The 18,804-nt window shown below is 69.0% G+C and carries 19 protein-coding genes; 15 read left to right on the forward strand and 4 right to left on the reverse strand.

Going from position 1 to position 18,804, the window contains the following annotated elements; genetic code table 11:
• Positions 1-32 precede the first annotated feature (32 nt).
• On the reverse strand, positions 33-788 hold the full coding sequence (locus C9424_RS02845) for a DUF429 domain-containing protein (protein WP_116765437.1): 756 nt from the start codon (positions 786-788) through the stop codon (positions 33-35).
• Between the two features lie 100 nt (positions 789-888).
• Positions 889-1,380 (reverse strand): inorganic diphosphatase, encoded by a 492-nt coding sequence (locus C9424_RS02850; protein WP_091255519.1) that lies wholly within the window; start codon positions 1,378-1,380, stop codon positions 889-891.
• Between the two features lie 144 nt (positions 1,381-1,524).
• Here C9424_RS02850 and dacB point away from each other — a divergent pair, with 144 nt between their 5' ends.
• From dacB to C9424_RS02925, 15 genes are all read left to right on the forward strand, one after another.
• Entirely contained in the window at positions 1,525-3,042 is a 1,518-nt protein-coding gene (gene dacB / locus C9424_RS02855) for a D-alanyl-D-alanine carboxypeptidase/D-alanyl-D-alanine endopeptidase (protein WP_116765438.1), read from the forward strand.
• Positions 3,043-3,152: 110 nt separating this feature from the next.
• The gene (locus C9424_RS02860) at positions 3,153-4,370 is read left to right on the forward strand and encodes a zinc-dependent metalloprotease (protein ID WP_116765439.1); all 1,218 of its coding nucleotides are present in this window, start codon (positions 3,153-3,155) and stop codon (positions 4,368-4,370) included.
• A 98-nt stretch (positions 4,371-4,468) separates the two neighbouring features.
• A complete protein-coding gene (tilS, locus tag C9424_RS02865; protein ID WP_202615760.1) occupies positions 4,469-5,506 on the forward strand; it encodes a tRNA lysidine(34) synthetase TilS in 1,038 nt (345 codons plus the stop codon).
• 30 nt (positions 5,507-5,536) lie between these two features.
• Positions 5,537-6,088, forward strand: a complete 552-nt coding sequence (gene hpt, locus C9424_RS02870) for a hypoxanthine phosphoribosyltransferase (protein WP_091255514.1) — start codon at positions 5,537-5,539, stop codon at positions 6,086-6,088.
• A 197-nt stretch (positions 6,089-6,285) separates the two neighbouring features.
• Positions 6,286-8,364 carry an ATP-dependent zinc metalloprotease FtsH gene (gene ftsH / locus C9424_RS02875; RefSeq protein ID WP_116765440.1) on the forward strand — a complete coding sequence of 693 codons (2,079 nt, stop codon included), beginning with the start codon at positions 6,286-6,288 and terminating at the stop codon, positions 8,362-8,364.
• 9 nt (positions 8,365-8,373) lie between these two features.
• A complete protein-coding gene (gene folE / locus C9424_RS02880) occupies positions 8,374-9,018 on the forward strand; it encodes a GTP cyclohydrolase I FolE (RefSeq protein WP_116765441.1) in 645 nt (214 codons plus the stop codon).
• A gap of 11 nt (positions 9,019-9,029) precedes the next feature.
• Entirely contained in the window at positions 9,030-9,971 is a 942-nt protein-coding gene (gene folP, locus C9424_RS02885; protein ID WP_116765442.1) for a dihydropteroate synthase, read from the forward strand.
• Between the two features lie 13 nt (positions 9,972-9,984).
• Complete coding sequence (folB, locus tag C9424_RS02890) at positions 9,985-10,344, forward strand: dihydroneopterin aldolase (protein WP_116765443.1); 360 nt, start codon at positions 9,985-9,987, stop codon at positions 10,342-10,344.
• Entirely contained in the window at positions 10,341-10,910 is a 570-nt protein-coding gene (folK, locus tag C9424_RS02895; protein WP_116765444.1) for a 2-amino-4-hydroxy-6-hydroxymethyldihydropteridine diphosphokinase, read from the forward strand. Before folB ends, folK begins: the two co-directional genes overlap by 4 nt.
• Positions 10,907-11,431, forward strand: a complete 525-nt coding sequence (locus C9424_RS02900; protein WP_116765445.1) for a DUF3180 domain-containing protein — start codon at positions 10,907-10,909, stop codon at positions 11,429-11,431. Before folK ends, C9424_RS02900 begins: the two co-directional genes overlap by 4 nt.
• Positions 11,412-11,924 (forward strand): PH domain-containing protein, encoded by a 513-nt coding sequence (locus tag C9424_RS02905; RefSeq protein WP_116765446.1) that lies wholly within the window; start codon positions 11,412-11,414, stop codon positions 11,922-11,924. Before C9424_RS02900 ends, C9424_RS02905 begins: the two co-directional genes overlap by 20 nt.
• A gap of 18 nt (positions 11,925-11,942) precedes the next feature.
• Complete coding sequence (locus C9424_RS02910) at positions 11,943-13,622, forward strand: PH domain-containing protein (protein ID WP_116765447.1); 1,680 nt, start codon at positions 11,943-11,945, stop codon at positions 13,620-13,622.
• On the forward strand, positions 13,615-14,535 hold the full coding sequence (locus C9424_RS02915; protein ID WP_116765448.1) for a Rossmann-like and DUF2520 domain-containing protein: 921 nt from the start codon (positions 13,615-13,617) through the stop codon (positions 14,533-14,535). The genes C9424_RS02910 and C9424_RS02915 overlap by 8 nt, the downstream gene beginning before the upstream one ends.
• 1 nt (position 14,536) lies before the next feature.
• Complete coding sequence (panC, locus tag C9424_RS02920) at positions 14,537-15,439, forward strand: pantoate--beta-alanine ligase (RefSeq protein WP_116765449.1); 903 nt, start codon at positions 14,537-14,539, stop codon at positions 15,437-15,439.
• Positions 15,440-15,632: 193 nt separating this feature from the next.
• Entirely contained in the window at positions 15,633-17,129 is a 1,497-nt protein-coding gene (locus tag C9424_RS02925; protein ID WP_116765450.1) for a DHA2 family efflux MFS transporter permease subunit, read from the forward strand.
• 104 nt (positions 17,130-17,233) lie between these two features.
• Here C9424_RS02925 and C9424_RS02930 read toward each other — a convergent pair whose 3' ends face one another.
• Both C9424_RS02930 and C9424_RS02935 read right to left on the reverse strand, forming a co-directional pair.
• Positions 17,234-18,067, reverse strand: coding sequence for an alpha/beta fold hydrolase (locus C9424_RS02930; RefSeq protein ID WP_091255496.1), 834 nt, complete (start codon positions 18,065-18,067; stop codon positions 17,234-17,236).
• Between the two features lie 59 nt (positions 18,068-18,126).
• Positions 18,127-18,753: a thymidine kinase gene (locus tag C9424_RS02935; protein WP_116765451.1), complete on the reverse strand. Its 627-nt coding sequence runs from the start codon at positions 18,751-18,753 to the stop codon at positions 18,127-18,129.
• Between the last annotated feature and the right edge of the window lie 51 nt (positions 18,754-18,804).

The raw sequence follows: 18,804 nt of genomic DNA on the forward strand, positions 1-18,804 counted from the left end.
GGGCCGCCATGCCGGGGCCGTAACAGAGGCGGCTAGCCGCCCTCGAGCCCGGAAAGATGCCCGGACGGCAGGTGGATCCAGCCCTCGCTCACGGCTGCCGCGGCATCGCCGGGCCCGGGGCGCAGTGTTTGCCCCAGACTGACGGCCCGTGCCGTCAGCGAAGCGATGACGGCATCAAACATGTCATCGGAGGCGGCAAGGTCATCCCGGTACCCCGCCAGGTCCAGCCAAGGGGCTTTCAGGGTCAGATCCGCCAGCGCCAAGGACAGCTTCTCCGCTTCCGGGGCTCCGCGTCCCTTGTAGCCGCGGGCCTGGATCCCCCAGAGTTTCAGGGATGCCGCGGGATAAACCTCGGCGAGGCGGCCGGAGCCGTCCCGGGCCTGCGGCCCCGCGTCCCGGGCGATCTTGGCCTGGATCACGGCGCACCGCATGGCCGGGTGGGCCAATCGGTCAGCGGACACGCTGAGCGGAATCAGCCCGGTTCTGGCCGTGACGAACCGGTCGGTGTCCCGGTAGGCGAGCAGGCGGCGGCCCTCGATCCCGTCGTAGCCGAGCACCGGCCCGGCGTCGAAAGCCAGGTGCCCCGCAAGGAAGGGAAGGAAGGCGTCCGGCCAGCCCAAGGGGCAGTCAACCCCGGTCATATCGCTGCTGCCGAAGAGCCTGACGATCTCCTCGTCGCCGACGTCCAGGGACAGATGCGCCAGGTGCGCGGCGCCGTCGGCCCATTCGATGACGGCCACGGCCGTCTTCTTCGCAGCCGCAGCGAGGTCGACGCCGAGGGTCCTCACCGGTGTGCCCGCACGCCATGAAAAAACGCGGGGTCACGCACCGCCCGTTCCGGAGCTCCGGAACGGCAGTATGTGACCCCGCGTTGCAGTGTGGAAACGACTAGTGTCCGGCAGCCGGAACGTAGCGCTTGATGGAGGCCTCGAGCTCGGCCTCGGCGGCGGCGCGGTCGCCCCAGCCCTCGGCCTTGACCCACTTGCCCGGCTCCAGGTCCTTGTAGCGGGTGAAGAAGTGCTCGATTTCCCTGATCAGGAACTCGCTGACGTCGCTGATTTCCTTGATGTGGTCAAAGCGCGCATCGGTCGGCACGCAGAGGACCTTGGCGTCGCCGCCGCCGTCGTCGGTCATGTTGAAGACGCCGATCGGGCGGGACTCGACGATCACGCCGGGGTAGAGGTCGAAGTCCTGCAGGAGCACCAGCGCATCCAGCGGATCTCCGTCCTCCCCCAGGGTGTTCTCGAAGAAACCGTAGTGGGTGGGGTACTGCATCGACGTGAAAAGGACGCGGTCCAGGCGGACGCGGCCGGTCTCGTGGTCGACTTCGTACTTGACGCGCGATCCCTTGGGGATCTCGATAGTCACGTCATGCTTCATGGAATGCTCCTTGACGACTTCAGGGGGTGCGCGGCACGTGCATTAGGGCCGTCGGTGCCGCCGACTACTATTGAGGATATAGCGAGAGGCGCTGGTTTCAGGAACTAGTGGGGACATTTCAGGACTATAAGGACCAGCAGCAGCATGAAACCGAGAACCAGCCCCGAGGGCACCAGGCCGGTGCCCGGCAGGCGTCGGGGGATCCTCGTGCTGCTGCTCCAGAGCCTCCTGGTGGCGGCCGTGGCACTGCCGGCCGGCATCGCCGTCGCCCCGGCTTTCCTCGGCCCGGACCGGTCCCCGGACGCATCCCGGGCAGCCCCGCCCTGGCAGCAGGTCCCCGCCACACTGAGCGATTCCAACGGATCAGACGGGATCGGTCCCCTCACTGATACCGCACCCGTTCCCGCCGGCGCCGCCCTCTCGGACCGGCTCAACGAGACCCTGAGGACCGACGGCGGCGGCACCTTCACCGGGATCGTCCAAGACGCGGCCACGGGGCAGGTGCTCTTTGACCGGTCCGCCGACGAGGCCCGCATTCCGGCGTCGAATATGAAGCTCCTCACAGCCAGCGCGGCCCTGCGCGTCATGGGCCCCGACCACCGCTTCAGCACCCGGGTTTTGGCAGGGCCCACGCCCGGGTCGGTGGTGCTGGCCGGCGGCGGAGACGTACTCCTGGGGGCGGGCGAATCCGATCCCGGGGCGGTCCTCGGCCGTGCCGGGCTGGCCACGCTCGCCCAGGCCACCGTCCGGGCACTCCAGGACGGTGGCGCCGGCAGCGGCGACGGCGGCGGCGCAGCCACCGGCACCGTGCGCGTCCTGCTCGATGACTCCCTCTTCACCGGCCCGCCGCTCCGACAGGCCTGGAGTCCCGAGGACGTCGCCGCCGGCGAAATGGCCTCGGTGTATCCGCTGGCACTGAACTCGGCCCGGTTCGATCCCGCCAAAACCACCGGACCCCGCCCGCAGGACGCCGCCATGACTGCCGCCGAGGCCTTCGCCGCCCGGCTCACGGCGGCTGCCGCGGCGGCGGGGCTGACCGTGGCACCGGGCGTCGCCCGCGTTCAGGCCGGTGCCACGCCGGACAGTGCCCACGCGAAAGTCCTGGCCGAGGTCCAGTCCGCCACGGTGGGGCAGCAGGTGGACCTCATGCTGCAGACCTCGGACAACTACCTCGCCGAGGTGATGGGACGGATGACCGCCCTCGGCGCCGGCCGGCCCGGCAGCGGCGACGACGCCATCGCCGCCGTGCTGCAGCAGGTCAAGGACCTGGGCGTTTCCACGGATGCGCTCCGGGCCGCGGATGTCTCCGGCCTGGCCCCGGCCGATCAGGTCTCGGCCCGGCAACTCACGGACGTGGTCCGGGCTATGACCTCCGGCACGGACACCAGGCTGCGCGCCGCCCTCGCAGGCTTCCCGGTCGCCGGGCTCACCGGCACCCTGGGGGGCCGGTACACGGACGCCGCGACGGCCGCCGGGGCCGGGCTGGTGCGCGCCAAGACAGGCACGTTGAACACGGTAATCGCGCTCAGCGGGTACGTCGTGGACGCCGACGGCCGGCTGCTGGTCTTCTCCTTCGTGGGCAACGGGCTGACCCCCGGCGCCGCGAACAAGGCCGCCCTGGACCGCTCCGCCTCCGTCCTGGCCGGCTGCGGCTGCCGCTGACCGGCGGAGTGCCGCCCTGAACCTGCGCGCGGCCGGTTCAACTGCCGGGTTCGCCGGCCGGTTCGCCGGTCAGCGAAAATTAAGGCGGATAGTCGGGGCCCTGTGATCTGATGGACCCCATGGAGTCCTCTGCGAGCGAGACATCAGGCAAGACAAACACAGGCAAGACAAACACAGGCAAGACATACTTAGGCAAGACAAACAGCAAGCCGTACGGCCAGACCTCAGGCGGGACACCGGTCCAGGCCCAGGATCTGATCAACTGGGAGCTTGCCGCCTCGACGGCCGCGCGGCTGACACCGGCCGGTCCCGTCCTGAGCCCTGCCGAGATCGGCGCCGCCGTTGAGAACCTGCGGCTCATGGCGGACATTTCCGTGCCGCACGTCCACGACATCACCGGCCTCGACGCCGCCCGGGACCTGCGCGATTCCGAGGTCCTGGTGGTGGACCGCGCCTCCTGGGCCAAAGCCAACACGCAGAGCTTCGCCGTCATGCTCGGGCCGGCCATGGAAAAGATGCTCGAGGGCCGCGGCACCCTTAACCCCGGGGCCGCGAGCGTCAGCGGCGCCATCACCGGCAGCCAGCTCGGGGCTATCCTTGCGTTTCTCTCCAGCAAGGTCCTGGGCCAGTACGACCCCTTCTCCGCGCTCGCCGAGAGCTCCACGGCCCCCGCTGCCGGCCGCCTGCTGCTCGTGGCGCCGAACATCATCTCCGTGGAACGTGAACTGAACGTCACCCCCGCCGACTTCCGGCTCTGGGTCTGCCTCCACGAACAGACCCACCGGGTGCAGTTCGCCGCCGCCCCGTGGCTGCGGCACCACATGCTCGACGAGATCGAAAACCTCAGCGGCCAGCTGCTCGGCAACGTCGATTCCCTGATGGAACGGGCCTCCGCGGCCGCGAAGTCATTGAAGGACCGCGCCGCACCCGGCGCGGCCCCCGGCCGGGGCGCCATCCTGGACCTGCTCCAGAACCCGGAGGAACAGGCCGCCCTGTCCCGCCTGACCGCGCTCATGAGCCTGCTCGAGGGCCACGCCAACGTGGTCATGGACGCCGTGGACGCCAGCATCGTGCCCTCGGTGAAGACCATCCGGCAGCGCTTCAACGCCCGCGGCAAGGATCGCGGCATGATTGAGAAGTTCATCCGCAGCCTGCTCGGCCTCGACGCGAAGATGCGCCAGTACAGTGACGGCTCCAAATTCGTCCGGGAAGTAGTGGACGTCGTCGGCATGGAAGGCTTCAACAAAGTCTGGGAGTCCGCTGACCGGCTCCCCACCGAAGCCGAGATCCACGACTCCAAGCTTTGGCTCAACCGGATGGGCCTCTAGCGGTCATGACAGCCCGTAATCCCGCCGGTTCGTCGTCGGTGTCCAGCGGACGACGCCGGCCCGGCCGCCTTGCACCGGTGGTCGGCACCGCGCGGAAAATGCTGCAGGACGCGCTTGCCGCCGCGGGCTACCCGGAGCGTGTCCTGGTCGCCTGCAGCGGAGGTCCTGACTCGCTGGCCCTCGCGGCCGTCGCCGCCTATTTCGGCCGCCGGGGCCATGTGGATGGCCACCCCGTGTCCGTGGGCGCCGTCGTGGTGGACCACCAGCTTCAGCCCGGCTCCGCCGCGGTCGCCGCAACCACCGCCCGGACCCTCGAGGACCTCGGGCTCTCTCCCGTGCAGATCCGCGCAGTCGACGTCGCCGCCACCGGCATGGGCCCGGAGGCGGCCGCCCGCGACGCCCGCCACGCGGCCCTCGACGCCGCGGCGGACGAGGCCGGCGCCGGCGTGATCCTGCTCGGCCACACCCTCGATGACCAGGCCGAGCAAGTGCTGCTTGGCCTGGCGCGGGGCTCCGGTACCCGGTCCCTCGCCGGGATGCGGCCCTCCCGCGGCCGGCTCCTGCGCCCCTTCCTGGGCCTGCGGCGCGCGGACACCCTGGAGATCTGCCAGGCGGAGGGCCTGGAACCCTGGCACGACCCGTCCAACACGGATCCCGCCTACGCCCGCTCCCGGACCCGGGTTGAGGTGCTGCCCCTGCTGGAAGACAAGCTCGGCCCCGGCGTCGCCGAATCCCTCGCCCGCACGGCCGCGATCCTGCAGCTCGACGCCGACTATCTGGAGGACGTGGCGAACGACACCTTTGCCCGGCTGCGGGAGCAGGACGGGGAGGAAATCAGCCTTCCGGAGGCGGCACTGCGGGACCTGGCCCCGGCCGTGAGGTTCCGGGTGATCGCCAAGGCCGCCGCCGCCGTCGGCGGTCAACAGCCCAGCTACCAGCGACTGCTTGCCGCCGAAGCGCTGCTGCGCCGGCAGGGATCGGCCGGCCCGGTGGAGCTTCCCGGTTCGGTCAGCGTCTTCCGGCTCTCGCTCTCGCAGCTCCTGGCGGAGCGGCCGTCCGCCGCCGGCGGCGTTCCCCGCGAAGCCGCCCGCTGTGGGAAGCTTGTATTCCGGCCTCAACAGCCGCCCCGAAAATAGTCGCACCCCGCATCTACACAGGAGCCATTGGTGGATTCAAACGACGTCCAGGCAGACCTCAAGCACGTTCTCTACACCAAGGAACAGATCCAGCAACGGATCACCGAACTCGCGGCGCAGATCGACAAGGACTACGAGGGCCGCGATCTGCTGATCGTCGGCGTGCTCAAGGGCGCCGTGATGGTCATGGCAGACCTCGCCCGCGCACTGCACAGCCACGTCTCCATGGACTGGATGGCCGTGTCCTCGTACGGCTCCGGCACCCAGTCCTCCGGTGTGGTCCGCATCCTGAAGGACCTCGACACCGACCTCATGGGCAAAGACGTCCTGATTGTCGAGGACATCATCGACTCCGGCCTCACGCTCTCCTGGCTCAAGACCAACCTGGAATCGCGCGGCACCGCTTCGGTGGAAATCTGCACCGCGTTCCGCAAGCCGACGGCCGCGAAGGTCAAAATCGACGTCAAGTACGTCGGCTATGACATTCCCAACGAGTTCGTCGTCGGCTATGGCCTGGACTACGCCGAGAAGTACCGCAACCTGGACTTCGTCGGCACCCTGGCGCCGCACGTATACGAATAGATCGTTCACGCGGAGACGCCCCCGCCCGGGACCGGGCGGCAGGAGGCCGCGTCCCGCTACGCCCACAGGGAACTTTTGCACTTCACCGTGCGTGAGTTAGTGCGACGGTGTATAGCTAGAACCTGACGCAGCACCACACGCGCGCAGAACGGTCGCCGTGCAGCACTACCAGGAGGGACGGGGCCAGCCCCGAACAGATGAAAGCTAAGAGTTTCTTCAAGGGCCCGGGGATCTGGATTGTCGTCGTGGTGGCCATGCTGCTGCTTGCCTTCGCCACCCTGGCGCCGGGCGGCGCAAGCCGGATTGACACCGACAAGGGCCTTGAACTGCTGAATTCCGCCGGCAAGGTTGAACAGGCCAAGATTTTCGACGCCGAGAACCGCGTGGACCTGGTCCTGAAGGACAACCTGCAGGTCGACGGCCAGGACAAGGGTAAGAACGTCCAGTTCTACTTCGTCAACGCCCGCGCCCAGGACGTCGTCAAGGCGGTCACTGATGCCAAGCCGTCGGGCGGTTTCACGGACCAGCCGATCGAGAACAACTGGTTCTCGGGGCTCTTCTCCCTGCTGGTGCCCGTGCTGCTCCTTGGTGTCCTGTTCTGGTTCCTGCTTTCCCGGATGCAGGGCGGCGGGTCCAAGGTCATGCAGTTCGGCAAGTCCAAGGCCAAGCTCGTCAACAAGGACATGCCCCAGGTGACCTTCAGCGATGTCGCTGGCGCCGATGAGGCCGTCGAGGAACTTGAGGAGATCAAGGAATTCCTGCAGGAGCCGGCCAAGTTCCAGGCCGTCGGCGCCAAGATCCCCAAGGGCGTGCTGCTCTACGGCCCTCCGGGCACCGGCAAGACCCTCCTGGCCCGCGCCGTCGCCGGCGAAGCCGGCGTGCCCTTCTTCTCCATCTCCGGTTCCGATTTCGTGGAAATGTTCGTCGGCGTGGGCGCCTCCCGCGTCCGCGACCTGTTCGAACAGGCCAAGTCCAACGCGCCGGCCATCATCTTCGTCGATGAGATCGACGCCGTCGGCCGGCACCGCGGTGCCGGAATCGGCGGCGGCAACGACGAGCGCGAGCAGACCCTCAACCAGCTGCTGGTTGAAATGGACGGCTTCGACGTCAAGACCAACGTCATCCTGATTGCCGCCACCAACCGGCCCGACGTCCTGGACCCCGCCTTGCTGCGTCCGGGCCGCTTCGACCGGCAGATCTCGGTCGAGGCCCCCGACCTGATCGGCCGCGACCAGATCCTGCAGGTGCACGCCAAGGGCAAGCCGATGGCTCCCGGCGTCGACCTCAAGGCCGTCGCCAAGAAGACTCCGGGTTACACGGGCGCGGACCTGGCCAACGTCCTGAACGAGGCCGCGCTGCTGACTGCGCGCTCCAACGCCAACCTGATCGATGACCGCGCGCTGGACGAGGCGATTGACCGCGTCATGGCGGGCCCGCAGAAGCGCAGCCGGGTCATGAAGGAACACGAGCGCAAAGTCACCGCCTACCACGAAGGCGGCCACGCCCTGGTCGCGGCAGCCCTGCGGAATTCCGCCCCGGTCACCAAGATCACCATCCTGCCCCGCGGCCGTGCCCTGGGCTACACCATGGTGGTCCCGGAAAACGACAAGTACTCCATCACCCGCAATGAGCTGCTCGACCAGATGGCCTACGCCATGGGCGGCCGTGTGGCCGAGGAACTCGTCTTCCACGACCCGTCCACCGGCGCGTCCAACGACATCGAGAAGGCCACCGGGATCGCCCGCAAGATGGTCACCGAGTTCGGCATGAGCGAACGCGTCGGCGCGGTGCGCCTCGGCCAGGGCGGCGGAGAGCCCTTCCTGGGCCGCGACGCCGGCCACGAGCGCAACTACTCGGACCAGATCGCCTACATCGTCGACGAGGAGGTCCGCCGCCTCATCGAGGGCGCCCATGACGAGGCCTATGCGATCCTCACCGAGAACCGGGACGTTTTGGACCAGCTCGCGCTCGAACTGCTGGAACGCGAAACCCTGAACCAGGCCGAAATCGCCCAGGTCTTCACCGACATCCGCAAACGCGATTTCCGTGAGGTCTGGCTCTCCAAGGAGACCCGCCCGATCCTCTCCGCCGGCCCGGTGGAATCCCGCCGGGAGAAGGCCGAACGCGAAGCGCAGGAGGAAGCCACCCAGGCACGGCTCGAAGAGCCGCTGGATGCCCGGCCGCCGCACGCCCAGGGTGTCCCCGGACAGGAGCCCTTCCAGGGTGGTGTTGGCGGCGGAGTTACGGATATCGGGACTGACGGCCTTCCCGGCTAGGCTTCTTCTGTGACTTCTAACTTCGACGACGACGTTCCCGCCCCCGCTGCCGCTTCGGCGGGGGGCGGGGAAGCCCCGCATCCAAGCACCAAAGTGGACCGCCCCCGGATCGAGGCGGCCGTGCGGGAGATCCTGCTGGCCATCGGCGAGGACCCGGACCGCGGAGGGCTCCTGGACACCCCGAAACGGGTGGCCAAGGCCTATGCCGAAATGTTTGCCGGCCTCCACCACGACCCCGCCGAGATCCTGGCCACCACCTTCGACCTCGACCACGAGGAACTCGTGCTGGTCAAGGACATCCCGTTCTACTCCACATGCGAGCACCACCTCGTCCCGTTCCACGGGGTGGCGCACGTAGGCTACATCCCCTCCCACGACGGCAAGGTCACGGGCCTGAGCAAGCTGGCCCGCGTGGTGGACATGTTCGCCCGGCGCCCGCAGGTCCAGGAACGCCTGACCACCCAGATCGTCGAGGCCCTCGTCACCCACCTCAAACCGCGCGGCGCGATCGTCGTCGTCGAATGCGAACACCTGTGCATGTCCATGCGGGGCATCCGCAAGCCCGGCGCCAAGACCGTCACCAGCGCAGTGCGCGGGCAACTGCATGACCCGGCCACCCGTGCCGAAGCCATGAGCCTCATACTCGGAAGGTAACAACACAGACTATGGACTCCCTAGCTGCAGCCCCAGGGACCGGCCCCGCAACCTCGCCCCTGCCCATCCTGCGCAAACCGCGCCCGGCAGCGAAGTTCCAGGACCTGCCCACGGACCGGACACTCGTCATGGGAATCCTGAACGTCACCCCCGATTCCTTCAGCGACGGCGGCGACTACGCGACGCCGGACACCGCGATCGCGGCGGGCCTGCGGATGTTCTACGCCGGTGCGGACATCATCGACGTCGGCGGCGAATCCACCCGCCCGGGCGCCACGGCGGTCGGCGTGGACGAGGAACAGCGCCGCGTGCTGCCGGTTATCGAGGCCCTGGTCAAGGCCGGCGCCCTGGTCAGCATCGACACCACCCACGCCGCGACGGCGGCCGCCGCACTGAAAGCCGGCGCCGCGATCATCAACGACGTCTCCGGCCTGACCCTCGAACCGGAAATGGCTGAACTGGCCGCCCGGACCAAGGCGCCCTATATCCTGACGCACCGCCGCGGCGACGCCAGCACCATGAATGACCTCACCGACTACGATGACGTCGCCCGGGACGTCGTCGCCGAACTCGCCGGCGTCCGCGACAAGCTCTACGCCGCAGGCGTCAGCCCGGAACAGATCATCGTGGACCCGGGGCTGGGCTTCGCCAAGAACGACGTCCAGAACTGGGAACTGCTGCAGCGCCTGGACGTCCTGCAGGCCATGGGCCACAAGGTCCTCGTGGCCGGCTCCCGCAAACGCTTCCTCGGCAGCCTCCTGACGGTGGCCGGCAAGGCCGCCCAGCCGGTTGAACGCGATGCCGCCACCGCCGCCGTGACCGCCATCAGCGCCTTCCGCGGCGCCTGGGCGGTGCGGGTGCACGACGTCGGCCCGAGCCTGGACGCCGTCAAGGTCGCCGCCCGCATGGCACCCCCGGCGCACTCCGCACCGGCCGCCGCCGGCACCAACTGATCCGGCCGGCGTCATGGACCAGATCACGCTGCGCGGCGTCACCGCCGTCGGCCATCATGGAGTGTTCGACTTCGAGCGCCGCGACGGCCAGCCGTTCGTCGTTGACGCGGTGCTGCACCTTGACTTCAGCAAGGCTGCAGCGTCGGACGACGTCCTGGACACCGCACATTACGGCGAAGTCGCCGGCTGCATCCGGGACTGGATCACGGGAGAGCCGCTGAACCTGATCGAGGCACTCGCCGTGCGGATTGCCGACGACGTCCTGCAGAAGTTCCGCGTGGCCGCCGTGGACATCACCGTGCACAAGCCGAAGGCCCCGATCGAGGTCGAGTTCGGCGATGTCTCCGTCAGCGTGCACCGGAGACGGACATGAGCCCGCTCTACACCCGCGCGGTGATCGCGCTCGGCAGCAACCTGGGGGAGCGCAGCGACACGCTGTCCGCCGCCGTCGCCGATCTCGTCGACCCGCCGGAAGTACGCCTCCTGGCCATCTCGCCGATCGTCCAGACGAAGGCCGTGGGCGGCCCCGCGGATCAGCCCGACTTCCTCAACATGGTGATTGCGGTCGAGACGTCCCTGCCGCCTCGCGAACTGCTGCGGCACTGCCACGCCGTGGAACAGAAGCACCTGCGGGTGCGTGAGGTCCGGTGGGGACCGCGGACCCTGGACGTGGACATCATCACCTACGGTGACGTGGTGAGTTCCGACCCCGAGCTCACCCTGCCACACCCCCGGGCCGCGGAACGGGCGTTCGTGCTCTACCCGTGGTCACTGATCGATCCCGCGGCTGAGCTCAACGGCCAACGTGTGGGCGAGCTCGCCGCCAAAGCCGGCGATTTCGCCGATCTCGCACCGTTTGACGGTTTCCGGCCCCCGGCCCCCGCGGACGTCACAGGCGCAGACGCCGCCGGCGTCCCCGGCAGGGTGGACCGGCCGTGAAGCTGACCAACCCCCTGCTCCTGCTGGCCATTGCTGTGGTCCTGGCCGTGGCGGGCTGGTTCGCCACCGTGATGGCCGGCCGCTACAGCCTGGCCACCCCCGTCCTGCCGCTCACCGGGCTACTGACCATGGGCGTGATCGTGGTGCTCACCCTCGTGCTGGGCATCCGCGTGCTGCGCTGGCGCAACGGCAAGAAAAAGAAAATCCTCAACCCCATCCTCGCGGCGTGGACCCTGGTCCTGGCCCAGGCCTGCGCCTACACCGGCACGGTCCTGCTGGGCTGGCACGCGGGAATCGTGATCGAGCAGCTGCGGCTGTGGAACCTGCGCAGCAACCAGGACATCACCTGGCAGGCCCTTGCGATGGCCGGCGGCGGGCTGATCATGGTGGTCGTCGGGCTGGTCGTCGAGCGGTTCTGCCGGATTCCGCCCGAGGACGGCGACGCCGAATCCGGGCACGAGGTGCAGGGAAAGCGCAACAAGCCCTCCGCAGAAGGCGAATATGCCTACCGAAGCGATTGACCCGCCGGGCATCGACTGGCTCAGGGTGTCACCGAAGTACGTCACCGTGCGCCTCGCGGAGTGGGCGCTGGGCAACCTGATCGCAGTGGTCCTGCTGACGCTTCCCCTGGTGCTGGTGCTGAACGGCGCCTGGACGTGGCCGCCGCTTTGGCTGGCCGTTGCCGTTCCCGCCGTCTGGCTGCTTCTGGCGGTCTGGCGGCTCGTCCTGATTCCCCGGCAGGTGCGCTCGATCGGCTACGCCGAGCGTGACGATGACCTCCTGGTCCGCCGTGGCATCTTCTTCCAGCGAACCCTTGTGGTCCCCTACGGGCGGATGCAGTACGTGGACATCGCGGTGGGACCCGTCGAACGCCCCCTGGGCCTGTGCACCCTGAAGCTGCACACGGCGTCCGCCGGGACCAACGCCGAGATCCCCGGACTGCCCGCCGGTGAGGGAGCCCGGCTCCGCGAACAGCTGTCCGCCCGCGGCGAAGCCCGTCTGGCCGGGCTGTGACGGGAAGGCCATGACGGCATGGCGCTGACACCGGAGGGTCTCCCGGCGGCGCGGGAGCCGGGAACCGGCCCCGGTTCGGGAGACACCCGTACCGCCGGTGGAACCAGCCCCGGTTCGGGAAACACCGGAACCGCCGACGCCGGCTGGCTGCGCGTCCACCCGGGATCGCCTTTCGTCCGCGGCTGGGTGGCAGTGGCCGCGCTGTTCTTCTTCTTCGGACGGGACTCCTTCGAACGACTGCTCCAGGGCGGCCCGGTCTTTGACGAGCGATTCGCCGGCCGTGCGCCGTGGTTGTTGCTCGGCGGCGGCACCCTCCTGCTGCTGACCGTGCTCGGCTTCGTCCTGAGCTGGTACTTCACCCGCTACCAGGTGGCGGACGGGTACGTCCGGGTCAACACCGGGTTCCTGTTCAGGCAGCAGCGCCAGGCCCGGCTGGACCGGGTGCAGGCCATCGACGTCGTGCAGCCCCTGCTGGCCCGGATTTTCGGCCTGGCGGAACTCAGGTTCGAAGTCGCCGACGCCGGAGAATCCGCTGTGCACCTGGCCTACCTGCGTGCGGACGAGGCCCGCCAGCTCCGCGCGACAATTCTCGCCGGTGCCTCCGGGGCCGCCGGTGCCTCCGGGGCCGCCGGTGCCTCCGGCGGGACGCTGTCGCCGTCGCAGGCGACGGAACCGGGGCAACCCGGGACCGCCGCTGTTGAGGCACCGGAACGGACCATCCTGACCGTGCCGCCGGCGCGCCTGATGGGCTCAGTGCTCCTGAGTGAACAAGGCCTGGCCATCGTGGCCGGCGGCGTCGCCTCCGTGCTGCTGTCCGCCATCACCGAAAACCGCAGCTTCACGGTTTTCCTGATCCCCGCCGTGATCGGACTCGCCGCCTCCTACTGGTCCTCGTTCAACAAGGGCTACAACTTCACCGTCGCCGTTTCCCCGGACGGCATCCGGCTGCGCTACGGCCTGCTGGACACCCAGGCGCAGACCGTGCCGCCGGGCAGGATCCAGGCCTTGAAGATCAGCCAGCCGCCGCTGTGGCGGTTGTTCGGCTGGTACCGGATCCAGATCAATGTGGCCGGCTACGGCCTGGCCGGAAGCGCCCGGGAAGGCTCCCACCGGACCACTCTGCTGCCGGTGGGATCCCTCGCCGACGTCCTGAAACTCCTCTCCCTGGTGCTCCCGGACCCCGGAACCGCGGATCCAGCGGGCGTCTTCACGGCAGGAATTAACGGACTCGCGGACCCAACCGGAACACCGGACACCGGAGCACAGGAAACAGCGGCCCGGCAGGACGCCGACGGCGGCTTCGTCACCACGCCGCGCCGGGCCCGGCTTCTGGCACCGCTGGGCTGGCGGCGGAACGGCTTCACCGCAACGGAGACCGCACTGCTGCTGAGGTCCGGACGGTGGTGGCGGAACCTCGTTGTGGTGCCGCACCAGCGCACCCAGTCGATGGCGCTGCAGCAGGGGCCGCTCGCCCGCAGGTTCCGGGTGGCGGACCTGGTCCTGCACACCACCGCGGGCCCGGTCGCCCCGCGGCTCATCCAGGCCGGCCTCGATGAGGCCCGGGCCCTTCTGGATGCCCAGGCCGCCCGCGCCCGCGCCGCCCGCAAGCGCCAAACGAGCGAACACTGGATGGAACCAACGACGCCGTCCGCGCAATCACCCGCACCAGACACTCAGGAAGGCCCGCATCATGGCTAAACCAGGACGCCTCGGCGTCGGAATCATCGGTGCAGGGAAGGTCGGTGCCGTCCTGGGGGCGGCGCTGCGCGGAGCCGAGCACGCCGTCATTGGGGTGTCCGCCGTGTCGGACGCCAGCCGCGAACGCGCCGAAACACTCTTGCCGGGCGTGCCCATCCTGGAAGTGCAGGACATCGTGGAGCGCGCCGAACTGGTCCTGCTCGCCGTCCCGGATGACGCCCTCGGCCCCCTCGTGGACGGCCTTGCCAAGCTGGGCGCCTGGCAGCCCGGCCAGCTCGTGGCGCACACCTCCGGGCGCTTCGGCGTCGGGATCCTGCACCCGGTCCGCGCCGCCGGCGCCGTGCCGCTCGCCCTGCACCCGGCCATGACGTTCACGGGCATGAGCCTGGACCTCACCCGGCTTCTGGACTGCACCTTCGGCGTCACGGCCGACGCCGCGATGCTGCCGATCGCCCAGGCACTCGTCGTCGAAATGGGTGCCGAACCCGTCGCTATTGCAGAAGCCGACCGCGTCCTCTACCACGCTGCCCTGGCGCATGGCTCGAACCATCTGGTCACGCTCGTGGCGCAGGCCTCGCAGCTGCTCCGCGACGTCGGCGTCGAAGCCCCGGACCGGATGCTGGGCCCGCTGCTCCGCGCCACGCTGGAGAACGCGCTCGCCTCCGGCGAATCGGCCCTGACCGGGCCCGTGGCCCGCGGCGACACCGGCACGGTCGCCGCGCACGCCGGTGCCCTCCGCGAGTACGACGGCGGCTCAGGCGGCGATATTCTGGAGGCGTACCTGGCCATGGCCCGTGCGACAGCCCGCCGGGCAGGAAGCCGCGGGCTCTTGAAGCCGGACCAACTCGACGGCATCGAACAGGCGCTCCGCGGCCCCGACCAGAACGGGACCCGCGCCCCGGAAGGACCCTGACATGGCAATCCAACTCGTCACCACCGCTGCCCAGCTCCGCACCGCAAGCGCCCGGCTGTTGGCGCAGAAGGGCGGCACATCCCAGGGGCTGGTGCCCACGATGGGCGCCCTGCACGAGGGGCATGCCCAGCTGGCCCGCACCGCCGTCGTCCAGAACGACGTCGTCGTGGCCAGCATCTTCGTCAACCCCCTGCAATTCGGCGAGGCCGCGGACCTGGACCGGTACCCCCGGACGCTGGAGGCCGACCTCGCCCTGCTTGACGCCGAAGGCGTTGACCTGGCGTTCGCGCCGGCGGTGGAGGAGGTCTACCCCGGCGGGGAGCCCCTCGTGCGGATCACGGCAGGGCCCCTGGGCGAAAAGTGGGAGGGTGCGTCCCGGCCCGGACACTTCGACGGCGCGCTGACCGTCGTCGCGAAACTGCTCCACTATGGCCTGCCGGGGGCCGGGCTGCCCGGCGGAGGCCAGCCGGCCTACCGCGCCTACTTTGGCCAGAAGGACGCCCAGCAGCTGGCCCTGGTCCAACGCATGGTGGCGGACCTGAATTTCCCGGTGGAGATCGTACCCGTGCCCATTGTGCGCTCGCCCGACGGCCTGGCGCTGTCCAGCCGCAACCGCTTCCTCTCCGAGGACGAGCGCGGGGCCGCCCTGGTCCTCTCCCGGGCGCTGCGGCTCATCGAGGAGCGCGCCAACGCCCATCAGCCCCTCGACGTCGAGTCCGCACAGGCCCTGGTCCGGTCCCAGCCGCTCGTGGAACTGGACTATTTCGAGGTCGTGGATCCGCGCACCCTCGAACCCCTCGCGGAGAACTGCAAGGAAACCCCGTTCCGCGGCGAAGCGCTGGCAATCATTGCGGCCAAGGTGGGTCCGGTGCGGCTGATCGACAACGTGCCGCTGGACGCCTGACACCAGCCGGACCAGCAAACAGCAACGCGGGGTCAGACACGGTCCATGCCGGGGCCGGACGTGACCCCGCGTTGCTTTTCCGGCGGTGGAATTCTGCTCCGGTGACGGGAATGCGCCCAGGGCTTAGACTGTTGCAACCTGCAGCAGCGCCGACGCTCGCCGGACCCACACCCAACGCCCTGAGGGAATTCCCATGTCAACAGACGTCTCTTCCAACAACGCCGGCGCCCCCGCGCCGGGCGCTGGTCCCGCCAGCCCGGGACCGACGCCGGCCGCGCCCGCCTCAGCTCCCACGCCGGCCAAGATGTCGCGGGAGTCCGTCACCATCATCGTGACGTTGCTGGTGGCCACGTTCGTCGTGATCCTCAACGAGACGATCATGAACGTGGCCCTGCAGCGGCTGATGGTGGACCTCGGTGTTGACGCCCCCACCGTGCAGTGGCTGTCCACCGGTTTCATGCTCACCATGGCGGTCGTGATTCCCACCACCGGGTTCATCCTGCAGCGGCTGTCCACCCGTGCCGTGTTCCTGCTGGCCATGGGGCTGTTCTCCGGTGGAACTCTGCTGGCCGCCGTCGCCCCGGGCTTCGAAGTCCTGTTGCTGGCCCGCATCGTCCAGGCCGGCGGCACGGCCATCATGCTGCCGCTGCTCATGACCACCATCCTCACGCTCGTGCCGCTGGAACGCCGCGGCGCCGTCATGGGCAACGTCAGCATCGCCATCTCGGTGGCGCCGGCGCTCGGCCCCACGGTTTCCGGCCTGATCCTCCAGCACTTTTCCTGGCGGTTCATGTTCGTCTTCGTGCTGCCGATCGCGCTCGCCGCACTGGCCATCGGGGCCAGGTACCTGACCAACATCGGCGAGACGGAGAAAACCCGGCTTGATGCCCTCTCGGTAGTGCTGACGGTCCCGGCGTTCGGCGGCCTCGTGTACGGCCTCAGCCAGATCGGCGGCGGCGACGCCGGATCCCGCACTCCCGCCGTGCTGGCGCTGGCCGTTGGAGTGCTGGCCCTGGCAGCGTTCGTCCTGCGCCAGCTGAAGCTGCAGAAGAGCGACCGGCCCCTGCTGGACCTGCGCGCGTTTACCTTCCGGATGTTCACGGTGTCCGTACTCCTGCTGGTCGTGGCCATGGTCGCGTTGTTCGGCGCGGTAATCCTGCTGCCGTTGTACCTGCAGGAAATCCGCGGCCTGAAGTCGCTCGAGACCGGCCTGGTGCTGCTTCCGGGCGGCCTGGCCATGGGCCTGCTGGGGCCCTTCATCGGCCGCGTTTTCGACAAGATCGGCCCCCTGCCGCTGACGGTGACGGGCTCGGTCATGATGGTGCTGTCCCTGTGGCAGTTCTCCATGCTGGACGCCGCGTCACCGGTGGGGTGGATCATTGCCTTGCATGTGACCCTGAGCCTGGGCCTCGCGCTCGTATTCACCCCGGCCTTCACGACCGGCCTGAACCCGTTGCCCCCGCACCTGTACTCCCACGGCTCGGCGATCATGAGCACCCTGCAGCAGGTGGCCGGCGCCGCCGGCACCGCGCTCCTGGTCTCGATCTATGCGTTCGTGGCCGCAGCCTCGGGCATGGTGGCCGGCATGCATGCGGCGTTCCTGACGGCGGCCGTCATAGCGCTCGGCGCCGTCGTGCTGTCCGCCATGATGCGCAAGACCGCGGGCGTGGCACAGCCCGCCGCCCACTAGCTGCAATTAACAAGCAACGCGGGGTCACCTCGCGGCCATGTCCGGACTTCCGGGACGGGCGCGAAGTGGCCCCGCGTTGCTTCGTGGGTGTTGGTGGCCGGGAGTCAGCCGGCGTAGAACGCGCTGAGTTCGGCGATGAGCTTGTCCGGTGCCTTGTTGACGCCGTCGTGGCCCATGCCCGGCAGGATCGTGTAGCTGGATCCGGAGAGGACGTCGTGGATCTGGGCGCAGGCCACACCGAAGTAGGCAGGGCTCTTTTCGCCGACGATGATCAGCGTCTCCAGCGGCAGTTCCAGGAACGGCTCCGCCGGCATGTCCGCCGCGATGATCGCCTTGATCTCCCGCACACCGGTCTGCATAAGGTCGCGCAGCTGCTTGCCGATCGGGGTGCCCGCCGAAAGCTTGTTCGCCAGCGTCAGCATGGACAACGGCATCCGGGACAGGGCGCTCCCGGTCTCCAAGCCCTTGAGCAGGACGGCAAGGGCGCGGTCGTCGTCGCCGGCCGCCGTCGCCCGCTCGTACTCTGGCGTCCAGTCCGCCGTGACGCTGTGGTTGACCGACACGGCGGGGTCGTAGACCGCCAGGCGTTCCACCGGCAGGGTGCGGGCCGCGTGCAGGGCCACCGCACCGCCGAAGCTGTGGCCGAAGACGTCCGTGCTGGACGTGTGCTTCATGACGGCGTCGAGGTCGTGGATGTCCACGTCCAGGGTGTAGTCCTCCGGCTGCGGGGATGACGAGCCGCGTCCGCGCCGGTTGAAGGTGTGCACCGGCCGGCCCAGCGATGCGCTGAGCTTCTGCGCGAAACGCGTGTAATCGGCGGCCGTCACCATCGAGGCCGGCACGACGACGATGCCCGAGCCCGCCGAGGCGAGCTCGGCGCCCGTGCTGAAAAGCTCGATCGTTCCGCCGTCGGGGGTTCTGATGTTCTCGCGGGTCATGCTCCGAGCCTAGCCGAGCACACGCCGCCATGCAGTAGACGGTGCACTAAGTCCCGGTGCTAGTTGCCCAGCCGGCCGCCGGAGACCTCCAGGTAGCAGGCGCCGCAGAGCGACTCGTACCAGACGTCCTGGCCGTCGATCGCCACCTGGTCGCCGTCGAAAACCACATGGTCCCCGATCCGGCGGGTGTTGAAGATGGCCTTGCGTCCGCAGCGGCAGATGGTCTTGAGCTCTTCGAGGGTGTGCGCAATTTCCAGCAGCCGCAGCGAACCGGGGAAAGCCCGGGTCCGGAAGTCGGTGCGGATGCCGTACGCCAGCACGGGGACGTTGTCCAGGACAGCAATGCGGAAGAGGTCGTCCACCTGCGCCGGTTCCAGGAACTGCGCCTCGTCCACCAGCAGGCAGGCCACGGGCGAGGTCTCCACGTGCTGCAGCAGGGCATCGGGATCGTCCCCATGGGCCTGGGCCGTAAAGAGGTCGCGGGCTGACGCGCCGGCGGGGATCAGGAAGTCCACCGAACGGGTCATGCCGAGGCGGGACACGACGTCGGCGTCGCCCTTGGTGTCCACGTCCGGCTTGGCCAGAAGCACCCGCTGTCCGCGTTCTTCATAGTTGAACGCCGCCTGCAGCAGCCCCGTGGATTTGCCGGAGTTCATGGCGCCGTAGCGGAAATAAAGCTTGGCCAAGGGGGTCCTTTCGAAAGGGTCGCCCCCGATTCTAACGGCAGGCCGCGCTAG

This window comes from Arthrobacter sp. H-02-3 (assembly GCF_003097355.1).
Classification (GTDB): Bacteria; Actinomycetota; Actinomycetes; order Actinomycetales; family Micrococcaceae; genus Arthrobacter; species Arthrobacter humicola.